Raw genomic sequence first — 16,719 nt, 5'->3', positions numbered from 1 at the left:
CACCTGCCACTACCCGGAAATCGCAACATTGACCCCGTCAGTGCGCGGGACGCATCGCGGCGACGGCGAGATCCACGAGTCCGTCCGCGTACCGCTCGGTGAGCGGGCCGGTGCGCAGCAGCCACCTGTGGTAGAGCGGGCCGAAGAGCAGCTCGACCGCCAGGTCCAGGTTGAGGTCGTCGCGGACCTGGCCGGCGCGCTGCCCTGCGCGCAGCCGGTCCTTGACCGCGTCCAGCTGCGGGCGGAGCAGCCGGTCGCGGACCTGCCCGGCGAGGTCCGCGTCGATGAGCGTCTCGATGGTGATCGCCCTGGTGGTCTCGGAGATGCGCGGGTCGGCGAACTCCGCGACCGTGGCGCGCAGGACGAGCCGCAGGTCGGCGGCGAGGTCGCCGCTGTCGGCAAGCGTCATGCCGGTTACCTCGACGGCGTCGACGAGCGCGTCGAGCACGATCGCGCCCTTGCCGCCCCACCAGCGGTAGATGGTCTGCCGGCCGGCGCCGGCCCGGGCGGCGATCGCGCCGATGGTCAGGTCGGCGTATCCGGTCTCGGCGAGCAGCGCAAGCGTGGCGTCGAGGATTGCGCGGCGGGTGCGTTCGTTGCGGCGGGCGGGGTTCGGTGCGGACACGCGGTCACCCTATCGCAGCGAGACGAGTCGTCTCGTCTTGACAGCGCGGCGGCAATGCACCACGGTTGAAAGCGAGACGAGCCGTCTCGTCTCGCTATCGAGTGGAGATCTACATGCCGCACATCGCCATGGTCAGCATTCCGTTCCACGGGCACGTCAACCCGAGCCTGGAGTTGCTCCGCGCGCTTGCCGCCCGCGGCCACCGGGTCACTTACGCAAACGACCCGTCCTGGGCCGACACCGTGCGCGCCACCGGCGCGGAGCTGAAACCCTACGACTCGGCGCTGCCTGCGGACGGGGGTGTGGACGGCGACACGATCGACCAGCTCACCATGTTCCTCGACGACGCGATCGCGATGCTGCCGCAGCTGCGCGCCGCCTATGAGCGTGACCGTCCCGACCTGTTCCTCTACGACATCGCCGGATCGCCGGCCCGGATTCTCGGTGCGCGGTGGGGCATCCCGGCGATCCAGCTCTCCCCCACGATGGTCGCGTGGGACGGCTACGAGCAGGAGATGGCGCCGGCGATCGAGGCGATGCGGGCCGACCCGCGCGGCGCCGACTACTACCACCGCTTCACCGAGTGGCTCGTCGCCGAGGGGTCCCCGGTCACCGACGGGCCCACCTTCATGGGCCGGCCGGACCGTGCGCTGGCGCTGATCCCGCGAGCCCTGCAGCCGCACGCCGACCGGGTGGACCCGGCGGTGGTCCAGTTCGTCGGCCCGCTCCTCGGCGACCGCGCCGCCGCTGACCTGTGGACCCGGCCGGACGGTGCGGAGAAGGTGCTGCTGGTCTCGCTTGGTTCCGCGTTCACCCGGCACCCGGACTTCTACCGGCGCTGCATCGCCGCTTTCGGCGGACTCGCCGGCTGGCACACGGTGCTGCAGATCGGCAGCGAGGTCGACCCGGCCGAGCTGGGTGACGTGCCGGCCTCGGTCGAGGTCCGGCGCTGGGTGCCGCAGCCGGCGATCCTGGCCCGGGCGGACGCGTTCCTGACCCACGCGGGCATGGGCGGGAGCACTGAGGGGCTGTTCCACGGCGTCCCGATGATCGCGGCCCCGCAGGCGGCGGACCAGTTCGCAAACGCGGAGCAGCTGGCCGCCCTGGGTGTGGCCCGGGTGGTCGACCTGGCGACGGTGAGCGCGGACGAGCTGCGGAAGGCGTTGATCGAGTTGACGACGGATCCGGAGGTCGCGGGGCGGTGCACGGCGCTGAGCGCGCAGGTGCGGGCGGAGAGCGGCGTGGACCGGGCGGTCGCGCTGATCGAGGAGGCGCTGCCCGCCCGGTAGGGAGCGATGCCGGTCACCGCGTCGCGGCGGCCAGTGCCGCGCGGATGGCCTCCTCCCCGGCCTGCCGGCCCTTCTCATCCGAGGGCGGCCCGTACGGGGTTCCCCACACCGGCGTGCCCGTTGCCTGCCGCCAGCTGCCGGCCAGCGATCCGGCGTCCACCACGCCGTATCCGATGGACTCGATGAATGCGGTGACCGCCTCCTTCGCCGGACCGGAGTCCCCGGCGATCGGCAGGTAGGAGCGGTCGCCCGCCCCGGCCGGGCGGGCGAGTGACAGCAGGTGCTTGAAGAAGATGGTGTTGAACGCCTTCACGGGTACGGCGTCCGGGACGTACCGCAGCAGCAGCTCGGTCGAGGTGAGGGACGTGCCGTCGAGCTCGGCGATGTGCCCGTCACGCTCCGGGCCGTAGTTGCACGTGTCGATGACGGTCTTCCCGGCCAGCGGGGCGGCGGGCACGGCGGGGAAGGCCTTGACCGGCACCGTGACCACGACGAGGTCACCGGCGGCCGCGGCCTCCCCGACCGTCGCGGCGGACGCCAGCGGTCCCAGTTCCGCGACCGTGTCCGCGAGCGTTTCCGGCCCGCGCGAGTTGCTGAGCACGACCCGGTGCCCGGCCTGGACGGCGAGGCGCGCGATGGCACCGCCGAGTTGTCCGCTTCCAAGGAATCCCACGGTCGTCATGTTCTTGGTGTCCTTCCGGACTCGTTGACGTCAGGCGGAGGGAAAGTAGTGACCGTTGTCGAGATCGGCGAGCAGACCCGGCTGGGCGGGCTCCCAGCCGAGCGTCCGGCGGGTGATCAGGTTGGACGCCGGGTAGCTCTGCGTCACGATGTTCGCGAGGAACCCGAAGTAGCCCGGCACCATCAGTTCGTCCACCGGGATGCTCACCGCGGGCAGTCCGAGGCGGCCGCCGATGGCCTCGGCGATGTCGCGGAGCGGGACGGCCCCGTCCCCGACCGCGTGCCAGTAGCTGCCGGCCGGCCCCTTCTCCAGCGCCAGGCGGAACAGGGAGGCGACGTCGCGGGCATGCACGGCGTTCCACAGGTTCGCACCGTCTCCGGGGTAGCCGACGATGCCCTTCTCCTTGGCGAGCGCGATCAACTGCACGAGGAAGCCGGCCCGGTCGGTCGTGCTGTGCGCGATGTTGGCGATCCGCACGACCGACGACCGGACTCCCCGCTCGGCGAGGCCGATCACGGCCGACTCCACGACGTTGCGCACACGCAGGGTGCCCCGGTGCTCGTCGCCGACCGGAAGGGCCGGGTCCTCCTCGGTGGCCGGCCGGCCCAGGTTGCCCGGCGAGCCGATGCTCCCGGCGGTTACCAGCGGCTTTCCGGTTCCGGCAAGCGCCTCACCGTACGCGAGCATGATCGGGAGTTCCGCGGCGGCGACGGCGTCGATCCCGCCGGAGACGAGCAGGTCCTGCCGGTGCGCGACATGGATAACGCCGTCCGAGTCCGCGGCCGCCTCCTTGAGCCCGTCGAGATCCTCCAGGCCGCCGCGACGCACTGTCGCGCCGAGCGCGGACACCGCCGCGGCGGCCGCGTCCGACCGGGCAAGGCCGGTGACCTCGTGCCCGGCGGCAATGAGTTCGGGGATGATGTACGAACCGGAATGGCCGGTCCCGCCAGTGACGAAGACGCGCATGTCAGTGCTCTCTGTGAGTGAATGGCGTCAGCCGAGGCGGCTGACGCCGAGCGTGAAGTCGAAGTCCCCGATGCCGTGGCGGGCCAGACTGATCATCAGCAGGCCCGTCCCCTCCAGCCAGTGCGCCATCTCCAGGCCGCCGGCATCCAGCGGACGCAGGCCGAGGCTCTCGACGAACGCCGACACGCTCGCCTTGGCCCGCGCGTCGTCGCCGGCGAGGAGCACGTCCAGTGCGCGGCCCGGGGCGAGCACGTGGCCGAAGACGGTGTTGAACGCCTTCACGACGTGGGCGCCCGCCGGGGCGGCCTCGGCGATCTGCTGCGCGGCGGACGTGCCGTCCGGGGTGACCAGCCCGGTCGCGTCCGGGTTGACCGGGTTGGTGATGTCGATGATCACCTTGTCGGCAAGCGCGTTTCCGTACCGGGTGACGACCGGTACGGCGCCGGCGTGTGACACGGCGAGGATGACGATGTCGCCGACGGGGACGGTGCCGAACGTGCCGGCCGTGGCGCCGGTGCCGAGCGCGGCGGCCAGATCCTCGGCCTTGCCCCGGTCACGGCCGATGATCTCGACTTCATGGCCGCCGGCAAGCGCCCGCTCGGCCAGCGCCCTGGCCATGCTTCCGAGGCCGATAATGCTGATGCCGCTCATTTGTGTTCCTGCTTTCCACAATGCCGGTTTCTTTATGTCGAATTGATGCCGGCCCATTTGCTACTCATTCATGGTGCCATCGGCGTGAATTGCCGTCCAAGACCTCTTCCGGTCGCGGTGATACCCTCGGGGCATCACCGGTTCGGGAGGCGCCATGGATCTGGACCTGCGTAAACTGCGGTACTTCGTCGCTGTGGCCGACCGGTTGCACTTCGGCCAGGCCGCCGACGAGTTGCACATCGCCCAGCCGGTGCTCAGCCGCCAGATCCGCGCGCTGGAGCACGATCTCGGTGCCGAGCTGTTCACGAGGGACCGGCACGGCGTCGCGCTGACCGACGCGGGCCGGCAACTGCTGGCCGACGTCGGCCCGCTGCTCGCCTCCGCACATGCGGTCCGCCGCCGGGTGTCGGCGGCCGCCCACGGCAGCCGGCGGCTGGTGGTCGGCTTCCGCGCCGGGATCACTGTCATCCCGGCGGCACAGGCGTTCGAGGCCCGGCATCCGGACGTGGTGGTGGACGTTCAGCGGATCGAGGGGGACGACCAGGCCGCGATGCTGCTCGACGGCAGCATCGACGTCGGCTACGTGCGGCTGCCCATCGACGAGACAGGCCTGCGCGTCACGCCGCTGTACACCGAGCCGCGGGTGGCGGTGCTGCCCGCCGGCCACCGGCTGGCCGGCAAGGAGGAGATCACCGAGGCCGACCTGGCCGGCGAGATGCTGATCTGGCACGCCGACCCGAGCACGCAGCCCACCCGGCGCCCGCACCCCAACGCCGGGTACCTGGCGCGCGGGGTGGACGAGACGCTTGAGCAGGTCGCGGCCGGCCGGGGCATTTCATTCCTGGCCCGCTCCGCGACGGTGTTCTATTCCCATCCGGACATCGTCTATGTGCCCGTCCCGGATCTGGCGCCCGACGAGGTGTGCCTTGCGGTGGCGGCATCGCGCAATTCGCAGATGGTCGACGAATTCGTCGCCGCGGCTCAGGCGACGGCCGATATAACCGCGGAATGCGGCAACTACGAAATGTGGCAACGGCAGAGCAATGCCGTTTCACAACGCACGTGAAAAGGCGGCCCCGGAGCCTTGACTCCGAGGCCGCGGCAACGGTCAGGCGGGCGGGAAGCGGAGGACCCGGTCGTCGGCCGGGCTCGGCGAGCCCCGGCCGTCGCGGTTGCTTGTGGTGATCCAGAGGTGGCCGTCCGGTCCGGTGGCGACGGTGCGAAGCCTGCCGAACTGGTTCTGCAGCACCGCGGACGGGGTGCCGACGCCACCCGAGGCGGTGAGCGGGACGGTCCACAGGCGGGTGCCGCGGAGGGCGGCGATGTAGAGCGTCGAGCCGGAGATGACCGCGCCGCTCGGCGAGGCCTCGGCCGTGGACCAGACCACAAGCGGGTCTACGTAGCGGGGGTCACCGCCGACGCCCTCGACGACCGGCCAGCCGTAGTTGGCGCCCGGGGTGATCAGGTTGACCTCGTCCCAGGTGTTCTGGCCGAACTCGGCGGCGTAGAGGCGGCCGGCCGCGTCCCAGGCGAGCCCTTGCACGTTGCGGTGGCCGAGCGAGTAGACAGGCGAGCCGGAGATCGGGTTGTCCGCCGGCACCGAGCCGTCCGGGTTCAGCCGGAGGATCTTGCCGCCCAGGCTGGCCGGGTTCTGCGCGTTCGCGGTGGTGCCGGCGTCCCCGGCGCCGGCGTAGAGCTTGCCGTCCGGGCCGAACGCGATGCGGCCGCCCGCGTGGATGCTGCCGCGGGGGATGCCGGTCAGGATCGTCTGCGGTGCGCCGATCGCGTCGAGCCGGAAGCGCACGATGCGGTTGTCGGACGCGCTGGTCAGGTAGGCGTAGACCCACTCGTCGGGGGAGACGGCGAGGCCGAGCAGACCGGCCTCGCCGACCGGGGAGACGCCGGGGACCACACCGGCCACGACCTGCGCGCCACCGTCGGCGGGCAGGCGCAGCAGGCGGGCGGTCATCCGCTCCGCGACAAGCGCGTCGCCGTTGGGCAGCCATGTCAGGCCCCACGGCACCTCCAGGCCCTCGGCCGCGGTCCGGGGAGCGGAGAAATCAAAACCGGCTGCCAGGGGTACGGATTCGGCCGCGGCGTCCACGGCCACCGCGCCGGCGAGCAGCACCGCGGCGGTGGCGGTGACAGCTGCTGTTGCCTTGCGCATGTCAGACCTCCTCGATATGCATCGATGAATGTCGCTGCGCGAAGCGTAACCAATACCGCGATCCACCGCACATCGGGCGGTCGCCGAGCCTAGGCGGACTCGCGGATGATCAGGTCGGTGGGGAGGATGACTGCCGCGTGCTCCTCGCCCGCGATGTGCGCAAGCAGGAGCCGCACCATCTCCTGGCTGACCCGGGCGAACGGCTGGCGGATCGTGGTCAGGCTGGGCGAGGTGGTGGTCGCGACCTTGGAGTCGTCGAAGCCGCCGATCGCGACGTCGCCCGGCACGCTCTTGCCGATGCGCTGCAGGTACGAGATCGCGCCCACCGCCATCAGGTCCGAGCAGACGAAGACCGCGTCCAGGTCCGGGCTGGCGCGCAGCAGACGTTCCATCGCGGCCTCACCGGACGCCTGGCTGTAGTCGCCGCCCTCGATCATTCCGGGCGCCGCGTCCGGAACCACGTCGCGGTACCCGGCGAGCCGGTCGACGCCGCCGGACGTGTCCAGCGGGCCGGTGATGATGCCGATCCGCTGGTGGCCCTGGGAGCGCAGGTAGGAGACCATCTGCCGGGCGCCGTCCCGGTCGTCGGCCGCGACGTAGCTGACCTCGCGCTCGTGGCCGAGCGGCCGGCCGCAGACCACGAACGGCAGCCCGCGGCCCTTCAGCTCGTCAAGCAGCGGGCTGCCCAGGTGGTTGGAGACGACAAGCGCGCCGTCCACGTGGCCGGCTGTCACCCAGCGGCCGATCCGCTTGCGGTCCTCGCTTGTGCCGGCCACGGTGAGCAGCAGCGTGATGTCGTGCTCCGCGAGGACCTGGGTGCAGCCGCGCAGCAGATTGTTGAAGTTCGGGTCCTCGAAGAGCCGGTCCTGCGGCTCGGAGAGGATGAACGCGACCGAGTCGGAGCGCTGGGTGACAAGGCTGCGCGCGTGCTGGTTGACCACGTATCCGGTTTTGCGGATGGCCCGCTCGACCGCCTCCAGCGCGGGCCCGCTGACGTTGTGGCCGCCGTTGAGCACGCGGGAGACCGTGCCCCGCGAGACACCCGCGACCGCGGCGACGTCGTCCATGGTCGGGCGCGGACGCTGCGGGCGGGTGCTGCGGGGACGGTTCGGTTCGGCCACGTGTCACATTCTCCGATACGGGCGCATCAGCCTTTCACCGCGCCCGAGATCAGGTCGGTCCGCCAGTACCGCTGGAGCGTCAGGAAGAGCGCGATCAGCGGCACGATCGACAGCAGCGACCCGATGATCACCTGGCTGTACAGCGCCGGCACCGTCGAACCCTGGTTGAGCAGCGTGAACAGGCCCACCGTGACCGGGAACTTGCTGTCCGAGGAGAGCATGATGAACGGCAGCAGGAAGTTGTTCCAGATCGCGACGAACTGGAACAGGAAGACGGTCACCAGCCCGGGGACCATCATCGGCAGCCCGATCCGGGAGAAGATCCGGAACTCGCCGGCCCCGTCCGTGCGCGCGGCCTCGACCACGGTGTCCGGCACGGCCGCGGCCGCGTAGATCCGGGCGAGGTAGATGCCGTACGGGCTGATGATCTGCGGGAGCAGCACCGACAGGTAGGTGTCGGTCAGCCCGATTTTGGCCAGCAGCAGGTACTGCGGGATGGCGAGCGTGATGCCGGGTACGAGCACGCCGGCCAGCAGCACGTTGAAGATCGCGTTCCGCCCGGCGAACCGGTACTTGGCGAGCGTGTAGCCGGAGATGCCTGAGACAAGCGCGGAGAGCAGCCCGCCGACGCCCGCGTAGAGCGCGGTGTTCAGCAGCCAGCGCCAGTAGAGGCCGCCCGCGCTGAGATCGGTCAGGTTCTCCACGAAGCCGGTGCCGGGCGCGAACGTGAACGTGGTGAACAGGTCCGACCCGTTCTTCGTCGACGCGGCGACCACCCAGGCGATCGGCAGCAGGCAGTAGATCGCACCCAACATCAAGATCGACGAGCCCAGCCAGGGGGTACGCCTGCGCGCTCCCACCCGTACCGTGGCGGGGTTGTGATGTGTCATCTGTTCTCACCGCCGAAGGCCTGGCGCGAGACCAGGCGGAGGAAGCCGAAGGACAGCAGCAGCGTCACAAGCGCGATGACGACCGAGCTGGCCGCGGCCGAGTAGATGTCGTTCTGCGAGAACGCGTCGCGGTAGACCTTCATCAGCGGCGTCCACGAGGACGAGATGGAGTTGGTGAGCGAGCGGATCGTCAGCGGCTCCGTGAAGACCTGGAGCGTGGCGATCAGCGAGAAGACAGTCGTCATGATCAGTGAGGGCATCAGCAGCGGGATCTTGATGCGCAGCGCGATCTGCAGGTCGGACGCGCCGTCGATCGACGCGGACTCGTAGATCTCGCCCGGCACCGCGCGCAGCGAGGTGAACAGCACGATCATGTTGAAGCCGACGCCGCCCCAGACCGCGATGTTGACGATCGCGAAGAAGACCGAGCCGCCGTTGAGCGGGTCCGGCTCGGGCAGGCCGAGGCCGCCGAGGATGTCGTTGAACGGGCTGACCGCGGGCAGGTAGAGGAAGCCCCAGAGCATGCTGGCGATCACGCCGGGCACCGCGTAGGGCAGGAAGATCGCCAGCTTGGCGAACCTGCCGAACCGCACCCGAGGCGCGTCGAGCAGCAGCGCGAAGAGCAGCGCCAGGCCCAGCATGATCGGGATCAGCACCAGGCCGTAGAGCAGCACCCGCACCGCGCTGCCGAGCAGGTCCGGGTCGCCGAGCGCGGTCGCGTAGTTGTCGAGGCCCGCCCAGATCTCGGTGCGGGACTTCTTCCCGAGGCCGAGCCCGCTGACCTTGACCTGGCGGAAGCTGAGGTAGATCGCGTAGCCGATCGGCAGCAGCAGGAAGAGCGTGAACAGGATGATCGCCGGGGCGAGGAAGAGGTACGGCACCCCGCGGGGCGCCGTACCCTTCCGGCCTTTGCTGGCCGTTGTGCTCATCTCAGCCGGCGACCGTGAAGCCGTTTTTCTGCATGTCGGCGACGGTGGCCGACTGCATCGCGTCAAGCGCGCCGGAGAACGGCGTCTTGCCGGTGATCGCCTTGGCGAACGCGTCCTTGTACGTGTCGTAGGTGACGTTCACGTTCGGGCCCCAGGTGAAGCCGGCCGCGCCGCCCGCTATCGACTTCGCCGACGTGTAGAAGTCGGCCTGCTGCGGAAAGAACGCCGGCGGCGCCTGGAGGTGCTGGCTGGACTGCGCCGCGGTGGCGGCCGGGTAGATCGCGCCCGAGGTGATCAGCGAGTCGGTCGCGGCGGTCTCGGTGTTCATCCAGGTGGCGAACGTGACTGCTGCGGTCTTGTGCTTCGACGCCTCGGTCACGCCTGTCGACGAGCCGCCCCAGTTGCCGGTCTTGTTCTCCCCGGCGGCCCACTGCGGCAGCGGCGCCATCGCCCACTTGCTCTTGGTGTCGGGCGCGTTGCCCTCAAGCACGCCGGGGCCCCAGACCGCGCTCGGCCAGGCGATGATCGTGCCGTCGTTGAGCGCCTTGTTCCACTCCGGCGTGTACATCGGGTTGCCGGAGACCGCGCCCTCGTTGACCAGGCCGCCCCAGTAGTCCGCGACCTTCTTCGTGGCTGCGTCGTTGACTGACACCTTCCAGGTCTCGCCGTCGATGCCCCACCAGGACGCGCCCGCCTGCTGGGCCAGCCCGGCGAACCAGCCCGGGTCCGCCGCGGAGAACGTGGTCAGGTACTTCGCGCTGTCCTTCTGCCGGACCGTGCGGGCGGTGGCGGCGAACTCGTCCCAGGTCTTCGGCACGGTCAGGCCGAGTTCCTTGAAGATGTCCTCGCGGTAGTAGAGCATCATCGGCCCGGAGTCCTGCGGGATCGCGTAGACCGCGTCCGTGCCGAGCGTGACCTGCTGCCAGGCGCCCGCGGGAAACTTGTCCTTCGCCGCACCGGCCTGGTCAGCGATGTTCGCGAGCACGTCGTTGCTGACAAGCGTGGGCAGCGACTGGTACTCGACCTGGGCCAGGTCCGGCGGGTTGCCGGCCTTCGCGGCGGTGAGCAGCTTGGTGACGATGTCCGCACCGCCGGCCTGCTTGCTCAGCACGACCTTGATCTCGGGGTTCTGCTGGTTCCACAGGTCGACGGTCTTCTCGATGCCGGGCGCCCAGGACCAGAAGCTCAGCTCGACCGGGCCGGTCGGCTCGGCCTCCGCGCCGTCGTCGCCGCCGGAGCAGGCGGCGGTCGCGAGCAGGGTGGTCGCCAGCGCGGCGGCGGCGAGGGTCTTACCTATCGAAGGCCTCATCGGGAGCCTTTCTATGACGTGCGGTTTCGCCTCGCGAGCAAGGCGGCCTACCTGCGACGTGAGAACCGGGCCGGCTTCACGGGTGCCCGTGGGATGCCGGCGTTACCGGTGCGTGACTGGCTGGAAACAACTGTGAGCGCTCACAGCCTGGCGCGCACATCGCACAGTGTCAAGGGCCACTTTTGCTGTTGGCAGCGCTGTTCAAAGCTGTGCAATCATGCGCTGAGTACGTTGGGAGCGTTCACAGTTCGGAGCCGCACATGGTCCAGGTCTCTCAGTTGGCGGTCCCGCAGGCCGCGCCGCTCATCCCCCGATTGGACCGGATCGCCTACGGCGGCGACTACAACCCGGAGCAGTGGCCGGAGGAGGTGTGGGCCGAGGACGTGGCGCTGATGCGCGAGGCCGGCGTCAACCTGGTCAGCGTCGGCATCTTCAGCTGGGCGATGCTTGAGCCGCGGCCGGGCGTGTTCACCTTTGAGTGGCTGGACCGGCTGCTCGACCTGTTGCACACGCACGGGATCGCGGTGGACCTGGCGACGCCGACCGCCGCTCCGCCGCCGTGGTTCCTGCGCGCCTTTCCGTCCGCGCGGCCGATGACCGTCCAGGGGACGCCGCTGGGCGGTGGCGCACGGCAGACGTTCTGTCCCAGCTCGCCGGAGTACGCGTCGGCGGCCGCCGCGATCACCACGTCACTGGCGCGGCGCTATGCCGCGCATCCGGCGGTGGTGCTGTGGCACGCGCACAACGAATACGGGGGCGCGAACGGGATCTGCTACTGCCCCGGGTCGGCCGCGGCGTTCCGTACCTGGCTGATCACGAAATATCGGACTTTAGAGGCGTTGAATGCCGCCTGGGGTACCGCGTTCTGGAGCCAGCGCTACTCCGACTGGGACGAGATCGAGCCGCCGATCACGGCGCCGACAGCTGTCAACCCGGCGCAGGAGCTGGACTACTACCGCTTCTCCTCCGACGCGCACCTGGACAACTTCCGCCGCGAGCGGGACATCCTGCACACGCTGTCCCCAGGCATCCCGGTGACCACCAACTTCATGCTTGCGAACTGCAAGAACATCGACTACTGGACCTGGGCGGCCGAGGTCGACCTGGTCTCCAACGACCACTACCTCCAGGCCGAACGCCCGGACAACCACATCGAGCTGTCCATGTGCGCGGACCTCACCCGCTCCGTGGCCGGCGGCGCGCCGTGGCTGCTGATGGAACACTCCACCGGCTCGGTCAACTGGCAACCCCGCAACATCGCCAAGAAACAGGGCGAGATGGTACGCAACAGCCTCGCGCACCTGGCCCGGGGCGCGGACGGGATCATGTTCTTCCAGTGGCGTGCCTCCCGCTACGGCGCCGAGAAGTTCCACTCCGCGATGCTGCCGCACGGTGGAACCGACACCCAGACCTGGCAGGACGTGGTCGCACTCGGCGCCACACTGTCCACTCTGTCCCCGCTGCGCGGCACGCCGGTCGCCGCGGACGTGGCGATGCTCTGGGACTGGGAGTCCTGGTGGGCGCTGGAACTGCCGTGGCGGCCGTCGTCCGAGCTCGCGTTCCGGGAGCGGCAGGAGGCGTTCTACGAGGCGCTGTGGCGGCGGCACCTGACAGTCGACTTCGCGCGGGCCTCCGGCTCCCTGGCCGGCTACCCGATGGTCATCGCCCCGGCCAGCTACCTGCTGACCACGTCGGACGCCGCGAACCTGCGCGAGTACGTGGCCGGCGGCGGCACGCTCGTCGTCTCCTACTTCTCCGGGATCGTGGACGAGAACGACGCGGTGCACCCCGGTCCGCACCCGGGCGCGCTGCGGGACGTACTCGGCCTGCGGGTGGACGAGTTCCTGCCCCTGCACGCGGACGAGACGGTCACGCTCGACTCCGGACTGACCGGCGATCTGTGGGCGGAGCGGGTGCGGCTTGACGGCGCCACAGTGCTCGCGTCCTACCTCGACGGCCCGGCGGCCGGACTGCCCGCGATCACCACGCACGAGTACGGGGCCGGGCGGGCGATCTACGTCTCCACCCGGCTGAACGGCGCGTCGCTCGACGCGTTCGTGGGCGCGCTCGGGCTGCCCGCGCGTGACCTGCCGGCCGGCCTGGAGGTGGTGCGGCGCGGCGAGTACGTGGTCGCGCTCAACCACACCGCCGCGGCACTCACCCTGCCCGGGTCCGGTGTGGAGGTGCGCAGCGGCGACGCCTGCGTGGACGGCGTCGTGGTGCCTGCCGGTGAGGTGCGGGTGCTGCACGCCCACCCTTGACAGCGATCCACATGAATGGTTCCGTGAGCGCTCACAGTGTTGCGTCGACATTTCGTGGCAATGTGCCTGTCGATGCGTCTGTGAGCGCTCACAGAAATCCTAGGAGCCGTCATGCTTCGCAGACCCGTTCTCGTCTCTTTGCTCTCACTCGGGCTGGTGCTCGGCTTCTCCGCTCCCGCGCTCGCTTCCTCCGGGATCTCCAACGCCGGCTTCGAGTCCGGGCTCGCCGGCTGGTCGGAGAGCGGCAGCCGGGACGCCTCGTTCACCGAGACCGGCGGCTTCGAGGGGAGCACCCGGCTCACCCACTCGGCCTCCTCCGCGTACCGGGTGGAAACCACCCAGGCCGTCACCGGGCTCGCGCGCGGGCCGCACACGCTCAGCCTGCGCGTGCGGTCGGACGGCAACCAGCCGGACGCGTACGTCTCACTTCGCAACTGCGGCCCCTCGGAGCGGCGGGCCTCGATCCCGCGTACCGGCGATGCCTGGGTCCGGCTTGCCGTCACCGTCACCGTGACCGGCGGCCGGTGCACGATCGTGCTTCACTCCACCGCGCTCGCCGGGCAGTGGACGCACTTCGACGCGCTGTCGTTCGGCCCCGGGTCCGGCGCGTCCGGCCTGGCGATCCGCGGCGCGGACGTCTCACACGTGACGAAGAACGAGGACCACGGCGCCGTCTACCGGGACTTCTCCGGGCCGCGCCGGGACCCGTTCCGCCTGCTGGCCGCGAACGACGTCAACTACATCCGGCTCAAGGTCTGGGTCGACCCGGCCGACGGCTACAACAACCAGGCCGACACGCTCGCAAAGGCGCGGCGGGCACACGAGGCCGGGCAAAAACTGCTCATCGACTTCCACTACTCGGACGCGTGGGCCGACCCCGGCAAGCAGAACAAGCCCGCCGCCTGGGCCGCACTGCCGTTCGACGGGCTGCGGCAGGCGGTCTACGACCACACGTTCTCGGTCCTGTCCGCGCTGCGGGCCCAGGGCACCCCCGCAGACCTGGCGCAGGTCGGCAACGAAATCAACGGCGGTCTCCTCTGGCCGGACGGCCGCTGGGACAACTGGGACGGCCTCGCCGCGCTGCTCACCGCCGGCAGCACGGCGGTCAAGGACGCGTCACCGTCCACCCAGGTCGTGCTGCACCTCGCCGAGGGCGGCAACAACGGCGGGCACCGCTGGTGGTTCGACCAGGCCGTCTCGCGCGGCGTCCCGTTCGACGTGATAGCGGTCTCGCACTACGTCTACTGGCACGGCACGCTCGGCGCGCTCCAGGCCAACCTCAACGACCTCTCCGCGCGGTACGGCAAGCCCGTCCTGGTCGCGGAGACGGCCTACGGGTTCACGCTCGCCGAGCACGACCACGAGACGAACATCTTCAACGCCTCCCTGGCCGCGACCGGCGGTTACCCCGCCACGCCACAAGGCCAGTCCGACGCGCTTCGCGACCTCCTGACCGTGGTCGACGGCGTTCCCGGCGCGCTCGGCGTCTTCTACTGGGAGCCCACCTGGACCGCGGTCCCCGGAGCCGGCTGGGACCCCGCAGACCCCGCATCCGGTGACGGCTGGGAGAACCAGGCCCTGTTCGACTACTCAGGCAGGGCGCTGCCCGCGCTGAAGGTCTTCACCCGCTTCTGAAGTCCGTCCTGCCTCGGTGTGTGCTGCACGGACTTCATGGTTGCTTTCCATGCTCACCTCGCCTGGGCCAGCGAGGCACCGGCTCGTGCCGAACTGGCCTCAGGCACCACCGAGACGTCGCCATCCAGGCGCCGGTGGTCAGTTGCCGATCGGCGGGTCCAGGACGAACAGGAGATGCGTCTTGCCGCCGTGCGTGATGACGCCGTCGCGGCGGAAGCCGGTCTTCTCCAGGAGCCGGACCGAGCCGGCGTTGCCCTCGAACGGATCGGCGTAGAGCGGGCGGGTCCGCTCCTCGGCCAGGAACAGTGCCAGCGCCGCCGTGCCGATGCCGCGGCCCCACCAGGCACGGCCGAACCAGTAGCCGATGAAGCGGCGATCCTCCTCCCACCAGGCGACGATGTTGCCGGCGGTCGCGCCGTCGACGGAGACGGCCCGGAGGAGGTTGGCCGGGTCGCCGAGAACCCTCGTGGTCCAGTGGTTCATGAACGTCTCACGGTCGCGGGACGGAAAGTTCGCCAGGTCGGCCGCCTCCGGGTCCAGCTGCTGCTCGTAGAACGTCTCCAGGTCGGCCTCGGTGACGTCGCGCAGGCTCACCTCATCACTCATGGCAGCAATTGTCGTCCCGGCCACCGGCGCTTCCTCGATGCCGATGTCTGGAATATTGCTTTCGCGCGCTTTGCCGCTGGACATTCCGGGCGCCTTTGCTCTGCTTACCAGCCTGTTGCTCCTCGCATCCGGCCGTTTGGGGATCCATGATCGAATTCGCTGGGGCGTGCTGAGTCGTTTGGCTGGTCGTCGCGCTTACAGAGCGCGAGAGCAGCACGGCCGTCGTCTCAGCGGCTGCGGGTCGAGGCGGCCGCGCCTGGGAGGTCGCAAGGGCCGGTACCGAGGCAGCGGGTGTGGCGGCTGCGGCCTGGGTGGTTGCAAGGGCTGGCACCGGAGCCGGCGGCTGGCAGCAGGGCGGTTGGTTTCGGCCTGGGCGGCCGCAAGGACCGGCACCGGAGCTGGGGGGTGGCGGTAAGGCCGGTGATCCCGGCCTGGGCCGGCGCAAGGACGGGCACCGAGGCCGCGAGTTTCACAGGTGCGCGAGCCGATCGCGGCACTTCAGCAGGCCTCAAGGCCGGACACCAACGCGAAGTCACATCGGATCCGAAGATGTCAGGACCCAACCCCCACTCACGATCCGCCTCATGGAGGCACGCGACCAGTGTCCACGTTTCGAGCGCCGAGCCCGACATTTCGTCATATAGGTGCCTCCTTGCGCGTTCATCCTGACGCCGCAAGATCAGCAAGACCCACATCAAGATCCTTGCGGCTCTGGTGGCCCTTATCCGAGCGCGATAAGGGCCACCAGAGCCGCAAGGATCTTGCATCCCGTCAGATGGACGCGAAATCCCGCACAACGAACCAATCTCGGCGCGAAGTGCCCGAGCTGCCGTTGCCTCTGGCGCGGCGACACACGAGAGGAAAGATCGACTGACCCTTCGGCAGCTCTCGGCTTCGATGACTGCCCTTGCGACGACCCAGGCCGAGATCGTCCGCTCTCCCGCCAGCCACCAGCTTCGGTGCCAGCCCTTGCGACCACCCAATCTGAAACCAACCGCCCTGCCGCCAGCCGCCGGCTCCGATGCCGGCCCTTGCGACCACCCAAGCCGAGATCAACCGCCCTCCCGCCAGCCCCCGGCTCCGGCGCCAGCCCTTGCAACCACCCAAGCCGAAACCAACCGCCCTCCCACCACCCGCCGACTCCGGTGCCAGCCCTTGCAACCACCCAGGCCAAGATCAACCGACCCGCCCGCGACACCCGCTGTCTCGGAGACGGCCCGTGCGACCGCCCAGACCGCAGCCGCCCAGGACCAGCCGCCGCTTAGACGATGACCGCGCTGCCCCGCGGGCCGCGAGACCGCTGGCCAGCCGGAACAACCCGCCACACTCCCGGGCCCGATGGCAGCGCTTCGATCGTCAGCCCCGGACCGTGGCACGCCAACGGGCAGCAGTGGGAACGAATTGCCGGATGAACTGCGCCCCGGGTGTGGTTCTGGCGCGGCGGGAACGGCTCCGGAGCGGCGTGCGGAGCGCCAGCGGAGCCCGGCGCTCCGGTTTGCCCGCGGGAGCGTGCGGGCCGGACCGCCGCGGGAGCGGGAAAGTCAGGGTTTGACCTTCAGGGTTTTTCTCGGGGTTGGCGGCGATACGT

General features: G+C 70.1%; 14 protein-coding genes. 4 read left to right on the top strand and 10 right to left on the bottom strand.

Annotation, left to right across the window (positions count from 1 at the left end):
• Positions 1-37: 37 nt before the first annotated feature.
• A complete protein-coding gene (locus tag ACIA8K_RS38080; RefSeq protein ID WP_396068350.1) occupies positions 38-625 on the bottom strand; it encodes a TetR-like C-terminal domain-containing protein in 588 nt (195 codons plus the stop codon).
• A 113-nt stretch (positions 626-738) separates the two neighbouring features.
• Between ACIA8K_RS38080 and ACIA8K_RS38075 the strand changes: the two genes are divergently transcribed.
• Positions 739-1,914 (top strand): macrolide family glycosyltransferase, encoded by a 1,176-nt coding sequence (locus ACIA8K_RS38075; protein WP_396068349.1) that lies wholly within the window; start codon positions 739-741, stop codon positions 1,912-1,914.
• A gap of 13 nt (positions 1,915-1,927) precedes the next feature.
• On the opposite strand, the gene ACIA8K_RS38070 is transcribed toward ACIA8K_RS38075, so the two are convergent.
• From ACIA8K_RS38070 to ACIA8K_RS38060, 3 genes are read right to left on the bottom strand one after another with little or no spacing between them, the layout of a single operon-like run.
• Positions 1,928-2,596, bottom strand: a complete 669-nt coding sequence (locus ACIA8K_RS38070) for an NADPH-dependent F420 reductase (protein WP_396068348.1) — start codon at positions 2,594-2,596, stop codon at positions 1,928-1,930.
• Positions 2,597-2,626: 30 nt separating this feature from the next.
• Positions 2,627-3,562 carry an SDR family oxidoreductase gene (locus tag ACIA8K_RS38065; protein WP_396068347.1) on the bottom strand — a complete coding sequence of 312 codons (936 nt, stop codon included), beginning with the start codon at positions 3,560-3,562 and terminating at the stop codon, positions 2,627-2,629.
• 27 nt (positions 3,563-3,589) lie between these two features.
• Positions 3,590-4,213: an NADPH-dependent F420 reductase gene (locus ACIA8K_RS38060; protein WP_396068346.1), complete on the bottom strand. Its 624-nt coding sequence runs from the start codon at positions 4,211-4,213 to the stop codon at positions 3,590-3,592.
• Positions 4,214-4,367: 154 nt separating this feature from the next.
• Between ACIA8K_RS38060 and ACIA8K_RS38055 the strand changes: the two genes are divergently transcribed.
• Positions 4,368-5,279 (top strand): LysR family transcriptional regulator, encoded by a 912-nt coding sequence (locus tag ACIA8K_RS38055; protein ID WP_396068345.1) that lies wholly within the window; start codon positions 4,368-4,370, stop codon positions 5,277-5,279.
• A gap of 42 nt (positions 5,280-5,321) precedes the next feature.
• Here the strand turns inward: ACIA8K_RS38055 and ACIA8K_RS38050 are convergent, their stop codons facing one another.
• From ACIA8K_RS38050 to ACIA8K_RS38030, 5 genes are all read right to left on the bottom strand, one after another.
• Positions 5,322-6,380 (bottom strand): PQQ-dependent sugar dehydrogenase, encoded by a 1,059-nt coding sequence (locus ACIA8K_RS38050; protein WP_396068344.1) that lies wholly within the window; start codon positions 6,378-6,380, stop codon positions 5,322-5,324.
• Between the two features lie 89 nt (positions 6,381-6,469).
• Positions 6,470-7,501, bottom strand: a complete 1,032-nt coding sequence (locus ACIA8K_RS38045) for a LacI family DNA-binding transcriptional regulator (protein ID WP_396068343.1) — start codon at positions 7,499-7,501, stop codon at positions 6,470-6,472.
• A 26-nt stretch (positions 7,502-7,527) separates the two neighbouring features.
• Positions 7,528-8,391: a carbohydrate ABC transporter permease gene (locus ACIA8K_RS38040; protein ID WP_396068342.1), complete on the bottom strand. Its 864-nt coding sequence runs from the start codon at positions 8,389-8,391 to the stop codon at positions 7,528-7,530.
• A complete protein-coding gene (locus ACIA8K_RS38035; protein WP_396068341.1) occupies positions 8,388-9,320 on the bottom strand; it encodes a carbohydrate ABC transporter permease in 933 nt (310 codons plus the stop codon). Before ACIA8K_RS38035 ends, ACIA8K_RS38040 begins: the two co-directional genes overlap by 4 nt.
• A 1-nt stretch (position 9,321) precedes the next feature.
• A complete protein-coding gene (locus ACIA8K_RS38030; protein ID WP_396068340.1) occupies positions 9,322-10,629 on the bottom strand; it encodes an ABC transporter substrate-binding protein in 1,308 nt (435 codons plus the stop codon).
• A gap of 260 nt (positions 10,630-10,889) precedes the next feature.
• On the opposite strand from ACIA8K_RS38030, the gene ACIA8K_RS38025 reads away from it, so the two are divergent.
• The gene (locus tag ACIA8K_RS38025; RefSeq protein ID WP_396068339.1) at positions 10,890-12,890 is read left to right on the top strand and encodes a beta-galactosidase; all 2,001 of its coding nucleotides are present in this window, start codon (positions 10,890-10,892) and stop codon (positions 12,888-12,890) included.
• A 111-nt stretch (positions 12,891-13,001) separates the two neighbouring features.
• A complete protein-coding gene (locus tag ACIA8K_RS38020; RefSeq protein WP_396068338.1) occupies positions 13,002-14,525 on the top strand; it encodes an arabinogalactan endo-beta-1,4-galactanase in 1,524 nt (507 codons plus the stop codon).
• Between the two features lie 138 nt (positions 14,526-14,663).
• Here ACIA8K_RS38020 and ACIA8K_RS38015 read toward each other — a convergent pair whose 3' ends face one another.
• Positions 14,664-15,131, bottom strand: coding sequence for a GNAT family N-acetyltransferase (locus ACIA8K_RS38015; RefSeq protein ID WP_396068337.1), 468 nt, complete (start codon positions 15,129-15,131; stop codon positions 14,664-14,666).
• Positions 15,132-16,719 lie beyond the last annotated feature (1,588 nt).

Source organism: Catenuloplanes sp. NPDC051500, from assembly GCF_044454585.1.
Taxonomy (GTDB): Bacteria; Actinomycetota; Actinomycetes; order Mycobacteriales; family Micromonosporaceae; genus Catenuloplanes.
Note: the sequence above shows the minus strand (reverse complement) of the source record. Positions and strands in the feature narration are given on the sequence as shown.